This is a genomic window from Phyllobacterium sp. 01N428 (assembly GCF_056399405.1).
Window position 1 is genome coordinate 248,104 of record NZ_JBFTRH010000005.1, and the last position, 23,242, is coordinate 271,345.

General features: G+C 59.0%; 19 protein-coding genes. 5 read left to right on the forward strand and 14 right to left on the reverse strand.

Annotated features, from left to right (window positions below):
- Positions 1–183: 183 nt before the first annotated feature.
- The 4 genes from repC to AC1DNI_RS14765 all read right to left on the reverse strand — a co-directional run bounded on the left by repC (position 184) and on the right by AC1DNI_RS14765 (position 6,235).
- Positions 184–1,500, reverse strand: coding sequence for a plasmid replication protein RepC (repC, locus tag AC1DNI_RS14750; protein WP_477692372.1), 1,317 nt, complete (start codon positions 1,498–1,500; stop codon positions 184–186).
- A gap of 205 nt (positions 1,501–1,705) precedes the next feature.
- Positions 1,706–2,767: a plasmid partitioning protein RepB gene (gene repB / locus AC1DNI_RS14755; protein ID WP_477692373.1), complete on the reverse strand. Its 1,062-nt coding sequence runs from the start codon at positions 2,765–2,767 to the stop codon at positions 1,706–1,708.
- Positions 2,768–2,777: 10 nt separating this feature from the next.
- Positions 2,778–4,061 (reverse strand): plasmid partitioning protein RepA, encoded by a 1,284-nt coding sequence (gene repA, locus AC1DNI_RS14760; protein ID WP_477692374.1) that lies wholly within the window; start codon positions 4,059–4,061, stop codon positions 2,778–2,780.
- Between the two features lie 248 nt (positions 4,062–4,309).
- Complete coding sequence (locus AC1DNI_RS14765; RefSeq protein ID WP_477692375.1) at positions 4,310–6,235, reverse strand: adenylate/guanylate cyclase domain-containing protein; 1,926 nt, start codon at positions 6,233–6,235, stop codon at positions 4,310–4,312.
- Between the two features lie 219 nt (positions 6,236–6,454).
- On the opposite strand from AC1DNI_RS14765, the gene gltS reads away from it, so the two are divergent.
- Positions 6,455–7,648, forward strand: a complete 1,194-nt coding sequence (gene gltS, locus AC1DNI_RS14770) for a sodium/glutamate symporter (RefSeq protein ID WP_477692376.1) — start codon at positions 6,455–6,457, stop codon at positions 7,646–7,648.
- 21 nt (positions 7,649–7,669) lie between these two features.
- Here gltS and AC1DNI_RS14775 read toward each other — a convergent pair whose 3' ends face one another.
- Positions 7,670–7,981, reverse strand: coding sequence for a hypothetical protein (locus AC1DNI_RS14775; RefSeq protein ID WP_477692377.1), 312 nt, complete (start codon positions 7,979–7,981; stop codon positions 7,670–7,672).
- A gap of 212 nt (positions 7,982–8,193) precedes the next feature.
- Between AC1DNI_RS14775 and AC1DNI_RS14780 the strand changes: the two genes are divergently transcribed.
- The 3 genes from AC1DNI_RS14780 to AC1DNI_RS14790 all read left to right on the forward strand — a co-directional run bounded on the left by AC1DNI_RS14780 (position 8,194) and on the right by AC1DNI_RS14790 (position 11,710).
- A complete protein-coding gene (locus AC1DNI_RS14780; RefSeq protein WP_477692378.1) occupies positions 8,194–9,870 on the forward strand; it encodes an alpha/beta hydrolase in 1,677 nt (558 codons plus the stop codon).
- Positions 9,871–10,020: 150 nt separating this feature from the next.
- Entirely contained in the window at positions 10,021–10,512 is a 492-nt protein-coding gene (locus AC1DNI_RS14785; RefSeq protein WP_027232239.1) for a DUF1269 domain-containing protein, read from the forward strand.
- A gap of 148 nt (positions 10,513–10,660) precedes the next feature.
- Positions 10,661–11,710 carry an AI-2E family transporter gene (locus AC1DNI_RS14790; protein ID WP_477692379.1) on the forward strand — a complete coding sequence of 350 codons (1,050 nt, stop codon included), beginning with the start codon at positions 10,661–10,663 and terminating at the stop codon, positions 11,708–11,710.
- Between the two features lie 5 nt (positions 11,711–11,715).
- On the opposite strand, the gene AC1DNI_RS14795 is transcribed toward AC1DNI_RS14790, so the two are convergent.
- The 4 genes from AC1DNI_RS14795 to AC1DNI_RS14810 all read right to left on the reverse strand — a co-directional run bounded on the left by AC1DNI_RS14795 (position 11,716) and on the right by AC1DNI_RS14810 (position 17,545).
- Positions 11,716–13,161 carry a metal-dependent hydrolase family protein gene (locus AC1DNI_RS14795; protein ID WP_477692380.1) on the reverse strand — a complete coding sequence of 482 codons (1,446 nt, stop codon included), beginning with the start codon at positions 13,159–13,161 and terminating at the stop codon, positions 11,716–11,718.
- A gap of 146 nt (positions 13,162–13,307) precedes the next feature.
- Positions 13,308–15,455, reverse strand: coding sequence for a TonB-dependent siderophore receptor (locus AC1DNI_RS14800; RefSeq protein WP_477692381.1), 2,148 nt, complete (start codon positions 15,453–15,455; stop codon positions 13,308–13,310).
- A 134-nt stretch (positions 15,456–15,589) separates the two neighbouring features.
- A complete protein-coding gene (locus AC1DNI_RS14805; RefSeq protein ID WP_477692382.1) occupies positions 15,590–16,474 on the reverse strand; it encodes a helix-turn-helix domain-containing protein in 885 nt (294 codons plus the stop codon).
- 9 nt (positions 16,475–16,483) lie between these two features.
- The gene (locus tag AC1DNI_RS14810) at positions 16,484–17,545 is read right to left on the reverse strand and encodes a DUF2218 domain-containing protein (protein ID WP_477692383.1); all 1,062 of its coding nucleotides are present in this window, start codon (positions 17,543–17,545) and stop codon (positions 16,484–16,486) included.
- Between the two features lie 330 nt (positions 17,546–17,875).
- On the opposite strand from AC1DNI_RS14810, the gene AC1DNI_RS14815 reads away from it, so the two are divergent.
- Positions 17,876–18,700 carry an SAM-dependent methyltransferase gene (locus AC1DNI_RS14815; RefSeq protein WP_477692384.1) on the forward strand — a complete coding sequence of 275 codons (825 nt, stop codon included), beginning with the start codon at positions 17,876–17,878 and terminating at the stop codon, positions 18,698–18,700.
- An 18-nt stretch (positions 18,701–18,718) separates the two neighbouring features.
- Here the strand turns inward: AC1DNI_RS14815 and AC1DNI_RS14820 are convergent, their stop codons facing one another.
- The 5 genes from AC1DNI_RS14820 to AC1DNI_RS14840 are packed head-to-tail and all read right to left on the reverse strand — an operon-like array spanning position 18,719 to position 23,214.
- Complete coding sequence (locus AC1DNI_RS14820) at positions 18,719–19,579, reverse strand: NADPH-dependent oxidoreductase (protein WP_477692385.1); 861 nt, start codon at positions 19,577–19,579, stop codon at positions 18,719–18,721.
- A gap of 11 nt (positions 19,580–19,590) precedes the next feature.
- Positions 19,591–20,376: an ABC transporter permease gene (locus AC1DNI_RS14825; protein ID WP_477692386.1), complete on the reverse strand. Its 786-nt coding sequence runs from the start codon at positions 20,374–20,376 to the stop codon at positions 19,591–19,593.
- Entirely contained in the window at positions 20,376–21,221 is an 846-nt protein-coding gene (locus tag AC1DNI_RS14830; RefSeq protein WP_477692387.1) for an ABC transporter permease, read from the reverse strand. Before AC1DNI_RS14830 ends, AC1DNI_RS14825 begins: the two co-directional genes overlap by 1 nt.
- A 24-nt stretch (positions 21,222–21,245) precedes the next feature.
- On the reverse strand, positions 21,246–22,319 hold the full coding sequence (locus AC1DNI_RS14835) for an ABC transporter substrate-binding protein (protein ID WP_477692388.1): 1,074 nt from the start codon (positions 22,317–22,319) through the stop codon (positions 21,246–21,248).
- A gap of 1 nt (position 22,320) precedes the next feature.
- On the reverse strand, positions 22,321–23,214 hold the full coding sequence (locus tag AC1DNI_RS14840) for an ABC transporter ATP-binding protein (protein WP_477692389.1): 894 nt from the start codon (positions 23,212–23,214) through the stop codon (positions 22,321–22,323).
- Positions 23,215–23,242 lie beyond the last annotated feature (28 nt).

The window sequence follows — 23,242 nt, forward strand, 5'->3', positions numbered from 1 at the left end:
GCCCGCTCGCTATCGAAATATCATGCAGATAAATAGCTATCTTAGTATTCATTCCCGGGCCGCACCAGGATTTCACTTGCATGGTGGTTTGCCCGAGAAGCATATGCCTATTCCTTGCAACGCCTAATTGCAAGATTGAATTGTCCAGCCGGGAACGCGCCCGCCGCAACCAACGCCTCCGCATCATTCCAGCCTCGCCGGCGAACTTCCCCCCAGCGCCTTGATTATGGGAACGACGGAGTACAAGCCGTCTTCCGCGCGCTCGGTCAGCGCTCGCAAATATCCGCCGGGGGACCGGATGTCGCCAACGCGTTCGAGGATTGCGGCGACGGTAATGGCGGCATTCACCTCACCCATAGTCGCTTTCGCCCGGTCCCAGGCATCAGGCGAAACACCAAGCATCGACCGGACGACGCCGGCCGCTTGCACCAGATCGCGCCAGTCGGCAATTCCAGCGCGGGCGTAGTCGCCTATCTGCGGACAGGCACTCAACACGGCGGTGAGCGGCACCTGCGCTGTGCCGGGCTCACTCATTGATTTGCGACCATCCGGCTGCGGGTGGTTCCGGTTGCCCCGCGCGGCATTAAGCTGCTTGCGCATTTTCATTAATGCCGCCGTTTTGCCACTGCTCACTGTCTCCGCCCGCGGTGCCGCGGATTGCTTCAGCCCTTTTTCTGGGCTTCTATCAAATTGGTGGTCTATATTTGAATTCTGAATATGGCGCTCAAAAGAGGAGTCACTGGCGCTCATTTCTTCATCTGAGAGTGAAGCCAGGTAGCTTTTCTCCACACGCACACGTAACGCAGTCAGCGCGTCACACCGCCGCTCGAGGGTCTCCAGCGGCAAATTGCGCCCTACCCGTCCTGACAGGGCAGCAAGCTCCTCAGCATATTGCGTCCAGGCTCCAGGCCTGCCCTCGCTCAATCCAGCCTCTATCGTTTTCGATATGTCGCGCAGGTGAATTGTAATCTCACTGCGTATGCGGTGGATGGCCCGCGCAAGGTTGCGTGCGTCACCCGCGTGGGCTTCAATTTCGGCATGGCGTAAGGCCAGCGGCGAGATGTCAAAGCCGAATGCGTGTTCTATCTCGCCCGTGTCTCCCCGCCGCGCATAGCGCTTGCCATTCGGACTATCTCGTCGAATGATCAGGCCGGCCTCAACCAGAGACGCCAGATGTCTGCGGATTGTTGCCGGCGCCATGCCGCGCGTGCGCATCGACAGCTCGGCATTGGATGGAAATACGATCAAGGGCGCGCTGCCGTCGAGCAACGTCTCGGGATGAAAGCTGAGCAGCGCTTCCAAAACCGCAATGGCTCGGTCGGACAGGAAAAAGGCTGCGCGCGCTTCCGTGAGCGAGCGCAGCAACGGCCATTTTTCTGGATGATCAGCTTTCGCATCTGCCATTCTTTCGCGGGCTCGCGCAGTCTTTTCCTGCGCGGCGAGCATGGCATACGACAGCGAACGCCCGCCAAACGGCGTGGTCGCGAAACGGTCAGTCATGTCTTTACCTCAAATTGAGGCAAGGGAAAGGTGTTGCCGGAACGCGTCCGACTCTTGACAAGTCTGGGCGGAAGTGATTCTCTCGAATTGCTACATTGAAGAGGGCTTCCGGGGCGGTGACGTTCTGGGGGCCTTTTTTCTTGCCGTTGTTCCTTCTCTCGGTTTCTCTCGGATTTTACGCTTACGCAAAGATCTGTGGCGGGTATCAGCCCCGCTTCTGTTGTTTGAACCTGTTCAAAAGCGCATCGAGCTCGCTGACCACAAACTCGGCAAAGCCCTCGGGCGCGTGCTCGGCAAAGGATAATGTCTTCTTGCCGTTGTCTGTCTGAAGACGAGCGACCGCGGCAGTGTTCCTGCCGGATTGTGGTATCGCCTGAGCCGTCGCAACGGGAAGTACGACAGGCTTTTCCTGCTTCAACAGCAGTTCGAAGAGCCGGTTGAACCGTCCGTTGCTATCCGCACCCTTGAAGACCGGCGTGGCAATTTCGGCAAGTGCCGCCTTGCGCGCTTCTTCCGGCCGCAGCAGTTCGGAAAACCTTATCCAACGCGGGCGGCCGATTTTCGGTGCGGGCCCGATTGCACGAACGATCGGGGCCGGAACAGCCGCAGCAACCTGGAGGAAGCGGGTCATTTCAGCCTTGTCGATCGACAGCGCGTCTTGCACAAGACCCCGCTCGAAGCCTCGTTCCACCAGGTTGCTGGCAAAAAATGCGCGTTCGATGAAAGACAGGTCGCGCCGTTCGGTGTTTTCCTTGCCCTGCGCGAGGACGAGTTGCACATCGGTAAGATCGCGAATGATCGCCTGCACTGGTTTGGCAATCCGCGCTGCAGCGCGCAGGCGCCGATGTCCATAGGCCGTCTGGTACACTCCGTGCTTGTCCGGATGCGGCCGCACAAGAATTGGTACCTGCTGGCCGTTCGAGCGGATGCTTTCGACGAGTTCTTCGAAGCTTTCATCGAGTGGCGAATCGCTGCTGAGGCGATCCTCGATGAAGGAACTTTCAACCAGGGCAGGATCGAGTTCGACTATGCGTTCGCTGCCTTCAAAACTATCCCTGATGCGGCGGGCATCCTCCAGCTCGCGCGAAATCCCTCCGAGCGAAAGTCCCATGGCTTTCACGGCGCCTGAAGCCGCGCGCGGCTTCAGCGGTTCGACGTTGCCGGGCGGCTGCGACGCCGGAGCTTCTGCCGGCTTTGCTTCGGGTTGCGGCACCGTTTCAACCGTCCCGAACAAGGCTTTCAACTGGTCCCTGCGGTTCTTGTCCATCACCGCCCCCTCACCCTGGCCTGTTCCAGGCCTTGGCGATCAGGCCCTCAATCTCGGCATTGACGGATGTGAGCGACTCAATCGCTCGGTCGTAGGTGGCGCGGGTAAAGCTGTCGCGAGACACTTCGTACAGCGTTTGCTTGGTCAGGCCCGCATCGGAGAACGCGGTCGACTTCACCACGGACGACGTCAGCACCCGGTCGCCGAAAAGCGAGCGCAGGAAGCCTGCAATCTGCTGCTGTGGTGCATCGTTCGGCTCAAAGCGGGTGATCAGATAACGCATGAAATCGAAGTTCAATTCACCGCCCGCTTCGCGGACAACTGCGAGAAGATCTGCCGTCATGAAGAGGAACTGGCTCATTGACGCAACATCCAGCATTTGCGGATGCACCGTAACCAGAACCGAGGTCGCGGCACAAAGCGCGGAGAGCGTCAGGAACCCCAACTGCGGCGGGCAGTCGATAACGACGACATCGTAGTCATCGGAGACCGTGTCCAATGCCGCCTGAACCCGGGCGAAAAACAGTTGCTGCTCGACACTCTGGTGCGTTCCGTGCTGGCGGTCGGCCAGCATTTGCGGGGTCGTGTGCTCGAATTCCTGGAGTTCAAGATTGCCCGGTACGAGATCGAGGCCGTCAAAATAGGTCTTGCAGATAATGTCCCGCAAATGGCGGCGGTCGCCATCGTAGCGGATCGCGCCGTAGAGCGTGTCATTTCCAGTCAGGTCAAGTTCGGGCTGATAGCCAAACAATGCGGACATCGACGCTTGCGGATCGAGATCGACCGCAAGCACGCGCAAACCGGACATTGCCAGGTACTGGGCGAGGTGAGCGCTGGTCGTTGTCTTGCCGGACCCACCCTTGAAGTTGGTGACGGCAATCACCTGCATATGCTCGCCCGCCTTCGGATCGCGATGCGGCAGGTAGGTTTTCGCTTTGGCGCCTCCGGCCTCGGCGAGGTGACGCCGTAATGCGTTGATCTCGGCGAGGGAATAAAGCCTGCGCCCGCCGCTGCCGGTTTCGGGCTGTGGGCCCTCTCCGGCAAGCGAGAGCTGGCGCAGATAGCCGTCCGACACGCCGATGAGCCTTGCAGCCTCGCCACTGGTGAATTTGCGTAAGGTCTTTTGCGCCGTCGGCGGAAACAAACGATTGCGCATGGCCTGCAGCTGCGCCGACAGCATTTCGGCATCGGCGGCAATCGCCCGGTCGGCGGAGAGGGTAGCAGACAAAGATGCAGCGCCCGCCGGTTGCGCGCTGTCCTGTGGTCCTGTCTGTACCGCGTTCATCATGTTCACGTATTTATCCTGCATCGTCTAAACCAAATCGCCTCGATGCAGGAAAACCATGCGCCGATTCGATAGAAAAACCAAAGGGGTAACGCCGGACAACAATTTAACGCTGCTTTGCGGCACTAACACCGCCACATTCCTCTAACGTTAAACTAACTGTATACCCCTAAAAACCGTAACCAAACTGGGGAAAGAACCGAGTCGCGTCAAGAACTTTATAGTTAACGCAAATTAACCATTTCTGCAGCGTGAAGCTACTTTGGCGCGGACGGTGTCTCGGACCCCTGATCCAATCCTGCCGGACAATTTTCCGTGCGCAACCCAACGAGTTCGAACACGTCGAGCGCACCCTTGCGCCCTTTGACCGCGCGTGCGCCGAGTGACCGGAAGACAAATCGGTCGACGCAGGCTTCTACAGTATGGCTGCTCACCAGGATCAGCGTGCCGAACTCCTTGTTGAGGCCCTCGAGCCGCGATGCGACGTTTACTGTATCGCCCATGCCCGTGTATTGCAGCCGGTCCTCCGCACCGACGTTACCGACAACCGCAGCGCCAGTATGAATACCGAAACGCGTGACGAACTCCGGGGAGCCGGCTTCGCGTTGGCGAGAATTGAACACCTCGAGGTCGGCTTTCAATCGCAAGGCGCAGCGGCAGGCGTTAGCCGCGTGATCCTCATCGGCGACGGGCGCGTTCCACATGGCGTAGACCGAATCGCCGAGAAACTGGATGATGGTCCCGTGGCTCTCGCGCACGCCCCGGCTTATGAGGTCGAAATAATCGGACAGGAGCGCCACCACCATTTCCGGTTCGTTACTTTCGGAGAGGGTGGTGAAGTCGCGTATGTCGGTGAAGAGCACCGTCACCACCTGGCGCGTGGCGCTCCGATCGCCAAGCAGATCCGACTCAACGACACGCCGGACAAGTTCCTTCGGGACGTAGAGGCCGAAGGTGGCAATGGCCGCGCGCGCGGAGGCGAGCGCCGATGCGAGGGACCCGATTTCGGAGATTCGAGAGCGGATCGGTTTGACGGGAGCAAAATCCAGATCCTTCAACCGCAGGGCCTGGCCAGTGAGTTTGGTCAGCGAAGCACTGATCATCCGCGAGACGAGGATGGCCATCGCAAGGCCGATGGCCAGAACGGCCAGCGCCGTCAGCAATCCCCGACGCAAGAGCACGTTGGTTTCAGTGGTGAAATCGGACTGTGGCGCCGCCACCACGATCATGCTGCCTTTCAAGACAGAGGTGAAATCTACGGGAACGAAGAGCATCACATAGGTCTCGTTACCCGCGCTGAATGTGGTCGCACCCTTTCTTTTCCCGCTTCCAATCGTCTGCATCAACGTTGGGAGCAGCGGGTCGAGCGTTGCAAGCGCAGAAACATCCGGAACGGCGCCGCCCTCGGCGCTCGCCAGAAGGCGATTCATTATCCGGGTGTCGGAATGAACAATGAGCTTGCCGTCCGTATCGAAAACATAAGCGGTCGAGCGGGGCGAGATGCGTTCGTCAGCCAGGAAATCGGCGATGCTGCCAAGCCGGATATTGGCGGCGACGACGACGCTCGGATCCGATGCGTGGCTAACGGCAAAGGTCTTCACCTGATTGCCGGTTAGCGGCATCGCATATATTGGGCTCACGACGTTGCCGTCAGCCGCGATTGCTGCCTTGTACCAAGGGCGCTGGCGTGGATCATAGTCCGCGATCACCGGGTCGCGGATCTCAAGAACGCGGCGCTTCTCGTCTAGGAAACGCCAGGTCGACATGGGGTGGCCGCCATTGCCGGGAGCGATGATCTGAATGGCAATCGTTGCGTTTTCCGGGGGCTTCAAGTTCGCCCGCGACTGCTCGTCCTTGTGGAAGTTGAAGGCTCGAATGAACGATCCGTCGGGATAGCCAACCTGCAAACTGTCGAGGTCCGGTGCAAGAAGCGCAGCTTCAGCTAATAATTCGATCTTTTCTGCAAGCTGGTCGGGGGGCGGCGCACGAAATGAGTCGAGGACGCCAACAAGGCCTACAAAAGCCAGTTTATCGGAGAACAGCACCCGATAATGGTCAACGATACGTTCGGAAAGCGAGGCCATCTGCTCGTCGATCGCAGCAAGAGCAGCCTGCCGTGCCCGGTCGAACCCGAGCCACAGCAACGGCGCTGACACGCCGATAAGCAGCAGTACGATGATCACTCCGAGATGGACTCGAAGGGGCCGTGTCCAAAACGATCGAGAAGACGATTTCATATTCTGGCACGACCACGATGTTCGCGAATGACCTATGATAGAAGCAACAGCCCCGTTTCTGCAACTTATCGGTGCAACATGCATTTGCCGAGGATTTCGGAGACTGGCAACATGGTACCGTGCAGGTGCGCCACAGGCCCAACCCCGGATGAGGTCCGATCCCCCATGCAAAATATCGAGTTCCCAGGTTTTGTCAGTCTGACAATAGCAATTGTCGTTTTCTTTATCGGCGCCGGCCTCAATGGCCGCATCGCGGCATTGCGGCGATGGAACATCCCCGAAGCCGTGACCGGTGGTCTGCTCGCGGCACTGGTGACGCTTCTTGCCTACCGCGTTCTGGGTCTTGCGATTTCGTTTGATCTGGCGGCAAGAGACCTTCTGCTCCTCTACTTTTTTACCGGTATCGGTCTCAACGCACGCCTTGCAGACTTGATTGCAGGCGGCAAGCCCCTCCTTGTCCTGCTCGGTTTGACGCTTGTCTATCTCGTCATCCAAAATCTCATTGCGGCTGGAAGCGCAGCCGCGCTGGGCTTGCCCGAAGGCATTACCGTTCTCATCGGTTCAGCTTCGCTGATTGGCGGACACGGCACGACCATCGCTTGGGCGCCCATTCTCGTTGAGCGTTTCGGGCTCACCAATGCGATGGAAATCGGTGTGGCGGCAGCGACACTCGGTCTTGTCATTGCGAGCCTCATCGGTGGTCCTGTCGCCGGTCTTCTGATCGCGCGGTATGGGCTGAAAGGCCCGGACGCTGCCCCGTCGATCGGGTTGCCGAACACGGCCCCGGGAGACGATCTCAATCACATCACGCTGCTGCGTACGATCCTCGTCCTTAACGTCGCCGTCCTCATTGGTTACGCAGTTGACGAACTCCTGGGGGATCTTGGCTTTCGTCTCCCACTCTTCGTTGCCTGCCTTCTGTCAGCAATCGTCTTGACCAATATCGTGCCGCGGATCATGCCGAGCCTGTTCTGGCCGACACGAACGCGCGCGCTGGCGCTCGTCTCCGACCTCTCACTCAGCATCTTCCTCGCAATGTCGCTCATGAGCATGCAACTCTGGACGCTGGGCGGGCTCGGTCCTTCGCTGCTTCTGGTGCTGGCACTCCAGACGATCGCGGCGATCGCCTATATACTCTTTGCGGTCTTCCCTCTCATGGGCGGCAATTATGATGCCGCGGTGATTGCCGGCGGCTTCAGCGGCATAAGCCTTGGGGCGACGCCCACCGCCATCGCCAACATGACCGCCATCACCAAGCTCCACGGCGCTGCGCCGATGGCCTTCATCATCCTGCCGCTCGTGTCGGCATTTTTCATCGATATAGCGAACGCCTTCGCGATCGGCCTCTTCGTCAATTGACTGGGTGGTGCGATGAACCGATCAACGCCTGCTGCTGATGCGGCGCATGTCGACGATACGGCCATCACGTTGCCTCAGCGCAACCTCGAAGCGGTTGCTGCCGCGCCAGGCGCGATAGACAAAAAAGCGGCCACGGCAATCGATGCGCCGGACATCGCGAAAGCCGCGGCTGCGGAGCCGCCGTTCCCCTTCGCTGCAGGAAATTCCACGACCATTGCTGACGCTCGTACCAATGGTGACGGAGACGGTGGTGGCACTCGCCTCGCTTGGCAGTGCGACGGGCGAAAGCAGGATGCCGAAGGCCACGGCAAGCGAGACAAAAGATTGGCGCAAGATGAACTCCCGGATAATCGGTATTCGAGCAATCAGCGGCACTGATGCCGGCCGAACAACTTTGGAACCAGAAGCTTCGAAAAGCAAAACAATTGCTTGGGAATTGGCACGATGAGCGATCGGGTGGTTAATATCAGCGTGACAGCAAACGGAATTGCTACCACTATTCAACGAGATAACGAGTCGGCGAAGTCGGTCGGGGGAAAACCGGTTTGAAAGCTTACCTGGCAGTATTGGCGAAGTCGTTTTCCGCGATCGGTCTTCTGGTTGGCATCCTTTTCTTTGCGGCGTCGCTCACGCCCAGCCTCATGCCGCGCTCTTATCTCGTCCAGGGAGCGCTCTCGGGGTTTTGCGCTGCGCTCGGATACGGTGTCGGCGTCGCCTGCGTCTGGCTCTGGCGTTATCTGGAAATCCCGGTGCCCCGTGCCCGCATTCAGCGCGCCGCCAACTGGATCGCGATCATTGTCTGCATCGGCACCGCAGGCGTTTTCCTGTGGAAGGCCGCGGGATGGCAAAACACGGTGCGCGGGCTCATGGGGCTCGGGCCGGTCAAGAGCGTCGAGCCGATCGAACTTGCCATCATCGCACTCGTTATATTCCTCATTGTGATCATGCTGGCGCGCCTCTTCCGGCAAACATTCCGCCTGTTTTCCCGCTGGCTGAACCGGCTGGTACCGCGACGCATTTCAAACCTGGTTGGCGGCGTGCTCGCGGTTATCCTCTTCTGGTCCGTGGCACAGGGCATCTTGTTCAAGGGCGTCCTGCGCATGGTCGATACGTCCTTTCGTGAGCTCGACGCCCGCATCGATGACGGTTCGGCGCCTCCGGCGGATCCGAACAAACCCGGGGGCCCCGGCTCGCTTCTCGACTGGCAGAATCTCGGACGGCAAGGGCGCGCCTTCATCGCGACGGGACCCACGGGTGCCGAGATCGGCAGTTTTTTCAACGCAAAAGCACTTGACCCCGTTAGGGTCTATGTCGGGCTGAACGCTGCGGAAACCGTCTATGAGCGGGCGCATCTTGCCCTTGAGGAACTAAAGCGGGACGGCGGCTTCGAACGATCGGCCTTGCTCGTCATCGTTCCGACGGGAACGGGTTGGGTCGATCCCGAGGGCATCGATACAGTCGAATATCTTCACCACGGCGATATAGCCAGCGTCGCCATGCAGTACTCCTACCTCAGCAGCTGGTTGTCGCTACTCGTTGAACCGGGCTACGGAGCCGAGGCTGGGCAGGCGCTGTTTCGCGAAGTCTATCGCTACTGGACGACGCTGCCGCGTGACCACAGGCCGAAACTCTATCTTTATGGCCTCAGCCTCGGCGCCATGAACTCCGAACTTTCGGCCCATCTCTACGATATTATTGGCGACCCGTTTCAGGGCGCCCTGTGGAGTGGACCGCCCTTTCAGAGCCGCATCTGGAACTCAGTCACGACGGATCGGATTCCCGGCTCGCCGGCATGGCTGCCGCGGTTCCGCGACGGATCCGTTATCCGGTTTACCAACCAGGACAATGCACTGAACATTCCTGACGCCGTCTGGGGCCCGCTTCGCATCGTCTATCTGCAATATGCCAGCGACCCGGTGACCTTCTTCGATTTCCACGCGCTCTACCGCGAACCCGACTGGATGCAAAACCCGCGTGGTCCGGATGTCTCACCGAGCCTGCGCTGGATTCCGGGCGTGACCATGCTGCAACTGCTGTTCGACATGGCTATCGCGACGACCTCTCCCATGGGATATGGCCACGTCTATGCCCCTGAACACTATATCGACGGCTGGATGGCCGTGACCGATCCGCAGGGTGTGACGCCTGAAGATCTTGCTCGGCTGAAGACATTTTTCATCAAACGGTCGCGCAGCGCTGATAATCCGCCAGCAAGTGATTGATCAATCGGGCAAATGCGGTGACGTGTCGATGGAAAAAGAAACGCGATGCATGGCCTTGGGATTTATTGCTAATCTCTTGCGCGCGCCGAGCAAGATATAGTTTTTCCAGTGCGCTACGGCGTTCATACCTTTGTGAAATTTGGAGGCAACATGTCTGATCTGATTGTGATCGTCTATCCCACCGAAGAAAAAGCCGAGGAAGTGCGCAATCGCCTTCTCGAGCTGCAGAAGGAATATCTTATTACGCTCGGCGATGCGGTAATCGCGACCAAGACCGACGCCGGCAAGGTCAAGCTGAACCAGATGGTCAGCACGACCGCGGCCGGTGCTGTGTCAGGCAGCTTCTGGGGTCTGCTCATTGGCGTCCTCTTCCTCAATCCGCTGATCGGCGCAGCCGTGGGCGCGGCATCAGGTGCGCTCGGCGGAGCGTTGACGGATGTCGGCATCAACGACAACTTCATGAAGGATCTCGCGGCAAGCATCCAGCCCGGTAATGCCGCCTTGTTCGTACTGGTCCAGTCGATGACGGCTGACAAGGTCCTCAAGGACATTTCGCACTTTGGCGGCGTCGTTCTCAAGACCTCACTCGACGAGAGCAAGGAACAGGTCCTGCGCGACGCTTTGCAGAAGGCATCGTCCTGACCGTTTGAAGCGGGAGACGACCATCAGTATTCCCCTCGCTTCTCCGGCCGCAGTCGGTGGCGCGCAGGGGCCGCTGAAAGGTAGTAATGCTGACTTTTAACAGCAGCAATCAACAGGTAGGCCGGGCAAGGGTTGGGTTGACGAAGACATGACAGTCCAGAACGCCAAACCGATGATCGGCTACCTTGCTACCGGAATCCTGGTACTCGCGCTCCTGCGCTTTGGCCAATCCATATTTGTCCCGCTGGTCTTTTCCCTGTTCGTCATTGCGCTCGTCGGCCCGCTGCAGATCAAGTTGCAGCGCTGGATTCCGCAACTGCTTGCGCTGCTTGTGACGGTATCGGCAACGATCTTCATCATCATCGCCGTCGGCTCGTCCGTCACCTGGGGTTTCAGCAAGCTCGGCCAATGGCTGTTCGTCAATGCCCGCAGGTTCCAGGATGTCTACGTGCACTGGACCGACTGGCTGGAGGGACACGGCATTGCCATCGCGGGGCCTCTTGCTGATCGTTTCGATGTGACGTGGCTCGTCGGCTTTACGCAGGGGCTTGCCGGCCGGCTGAACAGTTTTGCCGGATTTGCCTTGCTTGTCTTTGTGTTCGTGATGCTCGGCCTTTTGGAGATCGAGGCTTTCGGCAAGCGGCTGCGCTCTCCTGCCGTTCAGCCGCAGGGCATGAAGATGCTTCACGCCAACCGCGAGATCTCCAAGAAGCTGCGCCGTTTCATGCTTGTGCGCACCTTTGCCAGTGTCCTGACTGGCTTGATCGTCTGGGCTTTCGCGTTGATCGCAGGTCTCGAACTTGCTGCAGCTTGGGGCGCTATCGCCTTTACGCTGAACTATATCCCATTCCTCGGGCCGTTCGTGGCAACCTTCCTGCCGACCCTCTTTGCCATAGGTCAATTCGATTCGTGGCAGATGGCTGTGGCGGTATTCGTCGGGTTGAACCTCATCCAGTTCCTGATAGGCAGCTATCTCGAGCCGTTATTGATCGGCACGTCCCTGGCGATCTCGCCCTTTGCCGTGATTTTCTCGGTGTTCTTCTGGAGCTTCATGTGGGGCGTGCCGGGTGCTTTCATTGGCGTACCGATCCTGATCGCGTTCATCATCTATTGTGAACAGTCACCCGGGGCGAGATGGATTGCGGTATTGTTGTCGGCAAAGCCTTCTGACGACGATGCGGACAAAGCTTCGACCTGACGCAGCTATCCGCTCAGGGTGTTTTTATGAATCCTGCCATCCTTCATGATGACGGCGAGATGCTTCTCCGGCTCGTTCATAAGATTGATGTTGTCGAGGGGATTGCCATCGACCACCAGCATATCGGCGAACGCGCCCACTTCCACCACGCCAAGCTTGCCAGGATAGGGATTGCGCAGGTTGGAGAGTGCAAGAAGCTCGGCATTGGTCGATGTCGCCATGCGCAAGATCTCGGCGTTTGTGTACCAGGGGCTGAGATGCGTGAGCATGGTGCCCTGCCTTGCCGTCATTTGCGGCGAGAACAACATGTCGGATCCCCACGCAGTCTTGATGCTGTGCTTTTTCGCAAGTTCATAGGCAGTGAGCGTACCGGCGAAGACCTGCTGCAGCCGGTCGAAACTCGGCCCGGTCAGCGGCACTGAATCTTCCACCGAGAGGAACGGCTGGATGCTGAGCCAGACGCCCTTGTCCGCCATCAGGCGCGCCGTCTCCTCATCCATGAGATGGGCGTGCTCGATGCAGGCCGCCCCGGCATTGATAGCCCGCTGTACCGTATTCGGCGCATAGGCATGGACCGTCACATAGGTGTTCCAGTCGCGCGCCACCGAAACGCCGGCGCGCAGATCATCCTCACTGAATGTCGACATGTCGAGCGGACTGCGCGGCGATGAAACACCCCCGCCCCCTACAAGCTTGATCTGGGACGCACCCTGCAGCATCTGCTCGCGGGCGCGCATGCGCACTTCGTCGGCACTATCGGCGATCATGGCGCCGCCGGTTTGTTCGATCAGGCTAAGCTGGGCCGGATTGCGTGGAATTTCCGAAAGCATGCGCAGATCGCCATGACCGCCGGAGGTCGTAATCATCGCTCCCGACGGGAAGATGCGGGGCCCGGGTATAACGCCGCTGTCGATCGCCTGCTTGAAGGTAAAGACAGGTCCGCCGACATCGCGCACTGTGGTGAAGCCGCGCATCAGGGTGCGCTCCGCTTCGGCTGTCGATGCCGTGAAAATAGCACCTGGATCGCCGGTCGTTGCGATGCCGACGGGGACGGCCGCAAACAGCGTGTGCCAGTGGGCATCGATCAGGCCCGGCATCAGCAACCGGTCGCCGCAGTCGATGACAGTCGCATCTGAGGGCGGCGGGCTATTGCCAGTGTCGATTGCGGATATCCTGTTGCCCTCAACCAGGACCTGAACACCGGTTCGCGCGGTGTCGGACTTGCCGTCGAACAGCTTCAACTGCCGGAAGAGGACTTTTGCGGGCTGTGCGGCGGCTTGGGCGAATGCCCCGCGCGGCGTCGCGGCGGCGGCAATTGTAGCGGCGGCACCAGTCAAGAATCCGCGGCGTGTCAGATCTTCCAGGCGGCGGCATACCTGCTGCAATTCCGGCGACAGGCAGGCGCAACCGGCGCCGTTGACGAGGTGCTGGTACTTCTCACCAAGACGCATTGCGATGCCCCTTTGCACTACTTCAGGTTGAGGTCATCTTATACCAGCTAGCCCGATCCAATGCATGGAAGAAATCGGCACGTGCGGCCGAATAAATGATGGGCAGTACTGCAGCTTGCAGCACTGCTCATAGCCGGCCTTATCCGCTACCAGGTCAGATGCGCCTTGAGCAGGGCCTTGCGGCCTTCGCCATAGGAACAGACAAGCAGCCCCTGGCAGCCCGACACATAATCCTTGTCGAAGAGGTTGGTAACGTTGAGATCGACGCCCCAATTGTCCTTCTTGTAACCAACTTTGAGGTCGACGAGGGTCGCGTCCGGAACCTTCAATGTATTCATGGCGTCGGCATAGCTGGAGCCGACATAGCGCACGCCACCGCCGACCGCGACACCTTCGAGAACCCCGGTCTGGAATGTGTATTGCGCAAAGAGCGAGCCCTGTATCTCGGGGATGAGGTAGGGGCGCTTGCCGATCAAGGCTGCATCCGCATCGTCCTTCACTTCCATGTCGAGCGCGGTAAATGCCGCGGTAAGCCTCCATGCCTCGGTGATATTTGCCTGCGCCTCGATTTCAAAGCCGCGCGAATTGACCTCGCCGACCTGGTATTGCGCCAGGAAAGGACCGGTCAGGACATTCTCCTTGGTCAGATCAAACAGCGCCGCCGTGATCAGACCATCGAACATGGTCGGGCGGTATTTGACGCCGACCTCATATTGATGGCCGGTCTCTGGCTTCAGGAAATCGAGATTGGCATCGACGCCGATCTCTGGGCTGAAGAAGGTCGAGACGCTGGCATAGGGTGTAAGACCGTTTTTGAACTCATAGGCAATGCCGGCGCGCCCGCTCGTGCTGCCGTCATTGCCGTCATAGGATGGCGTGCCAGTCGCTTCGGTCTTCACGTAGTCGTAGCGGCCGTTGAGGGTAACGAGCCAGCCATCGCCAAAACGCAGTTGATCCTGTGCGTAAATGCCGATCTGATTGCGCTTCAAAACCTGGTCGATATAGGGCGTAAACATCGGACCCTGCGGGGCGCCATAAACCGGATCGACGGCGCTGATTGGCGTCGCACCACCCGTCGCCTGCATCTGGTCGATGTTGAAGTATTTATATTCGGCGCCGAAGAGCAACGTGTGTTCGATGGGACCGGTGTTCACCGTCCCCTCGAGTTTATTGTCGACGATGAAGGTGTTGACCGTCGTGTCGTGAAGGAAGTTGATCCGTGACAAATCGTAATTGTCGCCGACCGGCTGTTCCGAGAACGGCACATATCCGAACGGATAGAGCGAGTGCTCGCGGACGTCGCCGTAACCATAGCGAAGGTTCTGGCGCACCGTCCAATTATTGTCGAACGTGTGTTCCAATTCGTAGCCGATAGCGGCCTGTTCGCGATTGTAGTCGTCGACCCCCGGCTCGGTGAAATTGGCATCGCGCTTGATCTTGCCGAACGGCGCGTCGACCACCGTTCCGTAGTATGGCAGGAAGCTGCCGCCGCCATGGGTCTCATCGAGGTGGGTGTAGTTGGCGAGCACAGTAAATTTGGTCGACTCGTCCGGTTTCCACGTGAGACTAGGCGATATCACGCCAAGAAACTCCTGTGAGAGATCGGTATAGCCGTCGCCGCCCTGAATCTTGCCATTGATGCGGTAATCGACGACGTCGGAAGCCTTGTCGCCAATATCGAAGCCAAGATAACCCGTGCCGAAGCTGTCAATCCCGGTTTCAACATAGCGGAGGCGTTCGCCAGTCGGCCGCTTGCTGATAAAGTTGACGATACCGCCCGGATTGCTGCCACCATAAAGGACCGAGGCTGGTCCCTTGAGGACTTCGACGCGCTCGATGCCCCATGAATCGATGAAGAAGCCGCCAAAGCCGTAGCCGAAGTTCTGAAGGCCATCGAGAAATGTACCCTTCTGGGTAGCGTCGAAGCCACGGATATAGAACCAGTTGGTATCGCTGTCGGAACCGAAAGGCTGGGTGAAGACGCCGCTCGTAAAGCGCAGCGCCTCGTCGATCTTCGTCGCGCCTTGATCATCCATCTGCTCGCGGCCGACGACCGAGACTGCCTGGGGAATTGCTTCGATCGGCGTATTCGTCTTGGAGCCGGTTGTCGTGCGTTTTGGAACGAATCCCTGTACTGGTCCGGTGGCCGATCCGTCGCTCTGGTCGATGACGATCGGATTAAGCTCGATGTTGGAGGTCGTGCTCTGCGCCCTCGCCTCAAGCGATCCGAAACAAACGAGCAACGCAACCCCGCCGCTCAAGGCAAAGGTTGCTGACCGACAAACCCCACGCATTCTACCCTCTTCGACATAGACGGCCAACCGACCGCAACAATCATAAGTTGAGTATATATATCAACTTTTAAGAATTGGATTGAAAGTTTCTGTCGCCTTTTGAACGGTTTTGGTCCGAACTTGCCGATGGGAAGCTATTTGCAAAGATCGCGCAGCCAGGCGGCGGGGGTGATTCCAACGATCTTCTTGAATATGCGGGTGAGGTGCGCCTGATCGGAAAAGCCGGTGGCTGAGGCAATGGCCGGCAATGATGCACCGGGCTGTCTTAACAGCGCCTGTACCCGGCGCATCCGTGCCTTCATCTGCCACTGGTGTGGCGCGACACCGGTGGAGGCCTTGAAGGCATGGCTGAAATAGGATTGCGACAGGCCGGCAAGGCCAGCAAGTTCCTCGAGGCGAATATTGCGAAGGCAATTATCTTCGATATAGCCGGTCACGGACCGCAACTGGCGCGGCGAGAGCTGGCTGCGTTGACGTTTCTGCTCCTGCGCGATGCCGAAAAGCTGGACCACGAGGGCTGTTGTCAGCCCATCACCATAAAGGTCGTGCAACGGCTGTTCGTTCAGGCATTCCTCGGCAATCAGTCTGGCGAGGCTCGCGATGCGGTCATCGAAGAACATGAGGCGGGGAGCGCCGAGCGTTCCGCATTTTCTCGCCTCCGGAAACCGATGCGACAGGACGGCGAGATCGAAATGCAGATCGAGGTGGCGCAGATATTCCACGCCTTCGCCGCGACCCCAAACCGGAAGGCCCGCAGGTATGTAGCTCATTGGATAGACGGCGATGTCGCCAGGCGTCCCATGCGAGGCCGGACCAAGACCGACACTGAAGGTCCCGGAGCCTGCCTTGTCGAGGGTTACGAACAAACGCGGATCCTCGGATATATACTCGCCCTCGGCGCCAGGCTCGCATTTGACTGACCAGACATCGGCAACGACACCGGTCCAGGCCCGCCACTTCAGCTCGCCAAGAACCGTGACGCCTTCGACTTTGCTCGTCATCCTTGGATGAAACGTCATCGTTTCGCGCTACCCTTCGTGCCCACGTCGCCAGTAAGAGACGACGAGATGCTCCTCCCGCGTCAACTTGCGTTCCTTGCGCACGTGATTGCGAATGGATTTGAACGCCGAAAATTCGCAGCCGGCCCAGACAAAGACCCGCACATCCGTTGGAAACACCACCTTAGCCACTGCTTCGGGAAGCAGATCTGTTGTTCCGGCGGCCGCGCCGGAACGATGCAGCCAGACAAGATCGAGATCGCAGGCCGCAGTAAGGTTTTGCTCATCTGCCTCGTCCTCGACTTCAATCCGCACCACGACCTTTGCAGTTGCAGGCAGACGCTCGAGTATGCGACCGATCGCAGGGAGGGCCGTCTCATCGCCGGCAAGAAGATACCAGTCCGCTACCCCGACATCGCCGCCGCCCGGCCCTGTCATGCCGACAAGGTCACCGGGCATGGCATTGAGGGCCCATTGCGAACCGGGCGTTCCATCGTGGATGACGATATCGATATCGACCTCGCCCCTGGCGGCATCAATCTTGCGAATGGTGTAGACGCGCGAGACGAGTTTGTCGCCTCCTTCCGGCCATTCCGGGCGGCCGTCTTCGCCCATCACCGGCCATCGTGGTTGCGCCACGCCGTTCGGCGCAAACAGCAGGTGCACATGCAGCCCGCCATATTGGAACCGCGCAAGGTTGTTGCCCCGCAGCGTCACCCTGCGCATCCTTGGCGAGACATTGCAGCTTTCGACCACGCGCATTTCGCGGAAGAATGGCGGCACGCTTCCGACGGCCCCATCACCCTCCCAGACAATACGTGGCCTTTCCGCCCGCGCAAATTCCAGCAAGTGGTTGGCAAGCGCATATTTCATATAGGCAAGTCCGGTCTCGTCCTCGCCTTCGGCTGTCAAGGACAGGCTGTCCCCGTCGGCCGCAAGGTCAGCCTTGCCATACGTCAGACCGATGGTGCCGCCTTCACGACGCCGTGTGACATCCCCATGCTCTGAAAAGTGATCAAGCAGCTTGTTGAGATGCAGTGCTGGATTGGTGAGGGCGATCCGCGCAGATGCGCGCAAAATTGTGTCTGGCATATTGACCTCGGCAAAGGCAATCCCGCGCTGACACGGCAGGAAAGCATCTATCGCTCAATACGCGATAATAATATGATAATTCAAGTCATATTATTGACAGGGCAGCGTTGAACAGAAAGTGGTCCGGCCCGCATGGCTGTGGACTCTGCGGTTACCGGGCCGGTCGTGCGACTGGAAGTCTTCGACGCCCCATGGACGCACAAACAGGTAAATAATTTGCCGCGATCCGCTGATTTCACGGCCGACGCCAGGCGACGTCATATCGCTTCCGGCTGCGACGAGGTATAATCCGGCATTCACCTTGTTCCGCGCCCCCCGATAGGAACGCCGATGAGCATTGAAGAACAAGTCGCCCGGCACTACACACACGGCTCGCTGGAAAAGGCGATATTGGCGGCGCTCATAGCTGCCGGTAAAGACATCGATACCCTGACGGCGTCTGATCTTGCGCCCATTGACGAGTTTCACTTCGGCTGGCTTCCCGCGACCATAGAACTCGGCAGAAGCTTGCGTATCGAGCCGCAAATGCACCTCCTTGACGTCGGTTGCGGCATAGGCGGGCCGGCCCGCTATCTCGCCGAAACCTATGAGTGCCGCATCACCGGTGTTGATCTTACTGACGAATTCGTCGAAGTCGCCCGGGCACTGACGGACCGCTGTGGGCTTGATGACCGCATCGATTTTCATCAGGCCAGTGCGCTCGCCCTTCCTTTCGATGAAGGCAGTTTCGACGCTGCCTACGTGATCCACGTCGGCATGAACATTGAAGACAAGCACACGCTTTTCGCTGAGGTGTGGCGTGTCTTGAAGCCGGGCGGGCGCTTTGTCGTCTATGACATCATGCGTGTGGGCGATGCGCCGCTGACCTATCCTATGCCTTGGGCCATGAACAAGGAAACGAGCTTTGTCGAGACGCCGGGCTTCTATGGCAAGACGTTGAGCGCGGCAGGTTTCGAGATACAGGCAAAGAATAGCCGGCGCGATCTCGCCATAAAAATCGTCCGAGAGTTGCAGGCCAAGGCCGCCGCGGAGGGTCCGCCCGTGCTCAGTGGACAGATCATCATGGGACCAACGGCCAAGCAACGACTGGCAAACGCTTTTGAAGCCCTCGAAAACGGAATTATCGAACCAATCGAGATTGTTGCACGGGCATAGTCGCGCTTTGATCCTCGCCTACTTCAGCTGGAACCCAAACCCTTCCAGTACGTCGCGAAGCTTGTCGCGGTTCTTCAGCGCCTCCTTCGTGGCGATACGGCGGGAGACCTGTTCCGACCAATCGATCGGTGTCATCGACTGGATTTTTTGGAAGGCGCGCAAAGTCTCATTGTAGAGACCGAGGTCGTCCTTGCTGGGGTTCGCGCTGTATCGCTCGCGGTGGAGCACAGTGGGTTGCGGCAGGCGCGGCTTGGCATCTGTCTTGATCGCAGGATCGGGAAATCCGACCGTCAGGCCGAACACTGGAAAAACCAATGCGGGCAGATCGAGTTCCCGGGCAACCGTAGCCGGATCGTTGCGCAGCGCGCCGATATAGCAGGTGCCAAGGCCGAGGGACTCAAAGGCGACCAAGGCATTCTGTGCGGCAAGTGCAGCATCGATGATGGCAAGGAGAAAGCCCTCGACATAGTCCAGGCCGTCAGATGTCGATCCTTCCGCATCGGCGATACGGCGCAGCCGGGAAAGGTCCGCAAGCCAAATGAGAAGCAAAGGCGCCTGGTCGATCTGCCTCTGGTTGCCAGCAATGGCGTTGATCCGCGCTTTGCGCTCTCGGTCTTCGACCGCAACGACACTCCATGCCTGCAAGTTCGATGATGTGGGAGCCGATTGCGCGGCGGCAATCGCAAGTTCCACGACCTCGGCCGGAACAGGCTTTGGCAGGTAGGACCGCACGCTGCGATGATCGAGCAGAACATCAATCGTCTCTGTCGAAATTCCATGGCCTACCAAAGGATGATTTTCGCCGTATCGTTGTTCCAACAGCCTTTCCAGGTGGTCGCGCGGCGTATCGTTCAGGGTTTCGGCTGCAGTGATGGGCATCAATATTGCTTTCAATGGGTGCTTACGCGCCAGCGCAAGAGATAGTTTTCGACCTTAGCGGCGAGCCGGTTGAGAATAAACCCGACAATGCCGAGAATGATCACGCCGACCATAACAAGGGCCATGTCGAAGCGTTCCCGGCCGGCAATGATCAAGCCGCCGATGCCCGGGCCAACAGCAAGAAAATACTCGGCGCCGACCGTTGCCAGCCATGAATAGATCAACCCGAGGTGCACGCCTGTAGCAATCGATGGCAGGGCCGACGGGAGGAATATGCGTGTGATGCGTTGGGTTGGCGTAAACCGCAGGGCATCGCCCACCTCGATCAGATCCGCCGGCACATTGCGCATGCCTTCATAGGTGTTGAGCACGACGGGAATGAAGGCGGCGAGCGCGACGAAGACAATCTTGGCCTGTTCGCCGAAGCCGAACCAGATAGAAATGAGCGGGATCCATGCCAGCAGTGAAATCTGCTTCAGGCCGTTGAAGGTGGGGGTAATCAGGGCATCGGCCACGCGCGACAGGGCAAGAAGCGTTGCAAAGAGCACGCCGAAAGCAGAACCAACGAGAAAGCCCGCAATATTCCGAAACAGGCTGAACCCAAGTTCGCCGAAGAGATTGTTGTCGATAAGTTCGCGCTTTGCAGTCAGGAAGACATCTTCGAGCGATGGAAGAAAGCGCGAATCGACGATGCCGCTGCGGCTCGAACCTTCCCACAAGATAAGGAGAAGGATCGGGAGGGTCAAACCACGGCGAATTTTCAACACCCGTTCGGAACTCACATAGCTAGCCGCCATCAGCTTTCTTCCTTCTGCTTCCAGCGCTGCACGCGGTTTTCCGCAGCGTCGAATCCCTTATCCATGAGGAACCCGACGATCCCGATTGCGATCATGGCGACGATGACGACATCGAGCCAGAACATCTGCCGGCCCCAGACGAGGAGGTACCCAAGCCCCTCGGAGGACGCGAGCAGCTCGACGCCGACAAGTGCCGTCCAGGAATGGGTAAGACCATAGCGAATGCCGGTGAAGATCGAAGGTGCTGCGCCCGGAAGAACGATCAGCCGCAGCGTCTGCCAGCGGTTGAAGCGGAGCGCGTGGCCCACTTCGACAAAATTGGCTGGCACGGAGCGAATGCCAGCCGCGGTGTTCAGGGTCATCGGAACAAGAGCGCCCTTGGCAATGACTATGATCTTCAGTGTTTCGCCGATGCCGAAGATCAGCATCAGCAAGGGGATCCATCCAAGGGTCGGAATTTGGGCGAAGGCGAGGAAGAGCGGGCGCACGTAGTCGTCCACGCGCCGCGACAATCCCATTGCGACGCCAAGTGTAAGGCCCGCTGCCGCACCAAACAGAAACCCCACCACCACCCGTCGCAAGCTCACCCCGGTATGGTAGAGGATTTCACCTGACGCGATCATCTCGACCGCGGTGGCATAGACATAGGCGGGCGACGGCAGGATCTGCTCGGGGAGCCATCCCTGGCTTGAAGCCAGCCACCATGCTGCGACCAGCGCCAGCGGCAGGATCAGCGCAACCGCGACGCGGCGAAGCCTCAAACCGCCGCGCCGCAATCGCCATGTTGTGGCCCGCCCTTGCAACGATCTCGGCGCAAGGGCGGTATTATCGGACAGGAGCGTCATGTCGTCTCTTTGATTGAGGCCAGATCAGGAGCCGAGAGGCTTGCCATTGGCGCCGTAGGACTGCCAAAAATTCTGAAGATTGAGCTTCGCCAGCGCCGCATTCAGATATTTCGGCTCGAACCAGCCATCGGTGCTTACATCACGCCGGATCAAGCCAAATTCCTTGGCTTTGATGGCTTGCTCTTGATACTGGGAAACAAGCAGGTCGTCGATCAGCGGCGAGTTGCGGTAGGCGAGCGTGTCGTTGCTGAAGTAGTCCTCGAGGATCGGCACGGGCGTTCCAGACTTGTGCCAGAGCTCGAAAAGCGCAGCCCGGTTCGGCTCGTCCGACGACCACTGCGCCGCCTTGACGAAGGCATCGACGACGCGCTGGGTGATTTCGGGATGCTTATCGATGAAGTCCTCGCGGCCGACGATGCCGGCATTGCGGCCGAATCGCGGATCATCGCCTTTGGTTGTGTAGATCACTTTCGCGTTGCCCTTCGCAGCGAGGTTGATCAGTGGCGTATCGCCAAACGCGGCATCGATATCCTGGCTCGTCAACGCTGCGACCGTGCCGGCGCTGTCGAGATTGATGACCTGAATATCCTTTTCCGTCAGACCATTCGCCTCGAGGATCTTGATCGCTGCGAGATGGCCGTTGGTACCGCGCTGATAGGCGACCTTCTTGCCTTTCAGATCCGCAACTGACTTGATGTCAGAATCCTTGGCAACGGCAAGGTAAAGCGGTTTGCGCGCCCCACTAGCCAGGAGATATTTTGTCTTCAAGCCGTTGGCCCGGCCGATCAATGACGGGAGATCGCCCTGATAGGCAAAATCAAGCTGGTTGTTGGCAAAGGCCTCGTTGACGGCAGGTCCCGCACCCTTGAAGAAGAACCATTCGATCTTGACGTCAGGATCGTTGGCAAACTCCTTTTCGAGGTACTCGCCGGCACGCGCCGTCGCGGCTGAAGTCCCCTCCGCATAGGGCCTGCTATCGACGCCGATCGCGGCGTAACCGATATTTATGGTCACCGGCTCGGCAATGGCCGGAACTGCCAGCAGCGAAGCGGCAAATGCGGCCAGAACCGTGCGGCCGGTGAGTTGCGATAGGCTCATTTCAGATCTCCGTCGTTGAAAGAATGGGACGCCCCGATGGCTGCGAACGCGGCGCGTTCCGGGCAGCACTGGTGGTCTTGATTGGCGGGCGCTTCACCTGTGCGGGTCGCTTGGCGATTGTCTTCGGCTCGCTGTTCCGCGTCGTGCTGTTGAGAATGTCGAGAACATGGTTGCGGATACTGGCGAGTTGCGCCGAGGTCCGTTCGCGCGGATGTGGCAGGTCGACAGGTACGATCTCCCTGATCCGGCCGGGGCGCGGCGACATGACGACGACGCGATCGCCGAGGTAGACGGCCTCGTCGACATCATGGGTGACCAGCACCATTGTGATTTGCTCCCTCGCCCATATGTCCTGCAACTCGCCTTGGAGATGCGCCTTGGTGATCGCATCCAGCGCGCCGAAGGGCTCGTCGAGAAAAAGGACGTCAGGACGGTTGACGAGCCCGCGCGCAATGCCGGCGCGCTGGGCCATGCCGCCCGAGAGCTGGTGTGGATAGGCTTTTTCGAAACCGGTAAGGCCGACAAGCGCGATCTGCTTGGCAACGAGGTCCTGCTTCTCGGCCTTGGAAAAAGCCGCGTTTTCCAGCCCCAGCGCCACATTGCGCTCGACGGTCAGCCAGGGAAACAGTCGCGGCTCCTGGAATACGATACCGCGATCGAGGCTCGGACCGGTCACTGGCTTGCCCGCATGTTCGACAAGCCCGTCATGCCCGGTATCGAGACCCGCGCCGAGGCGCAGCAATGTCGACTTGCCGCAGCCACTCGCGCCGACGATGGTGACGAATTCACCGGCCTTGACGTCAAGGCTGACGCGGTCGAGCGCCGTGAGTTCGCCGCCGTTGACACGGAATTGCCGGCTGACATTGCTGATCTTCAGATGGGCTGTGCTGGTCATCGTGATCGCTTTCTTTTGCGAGGAAATG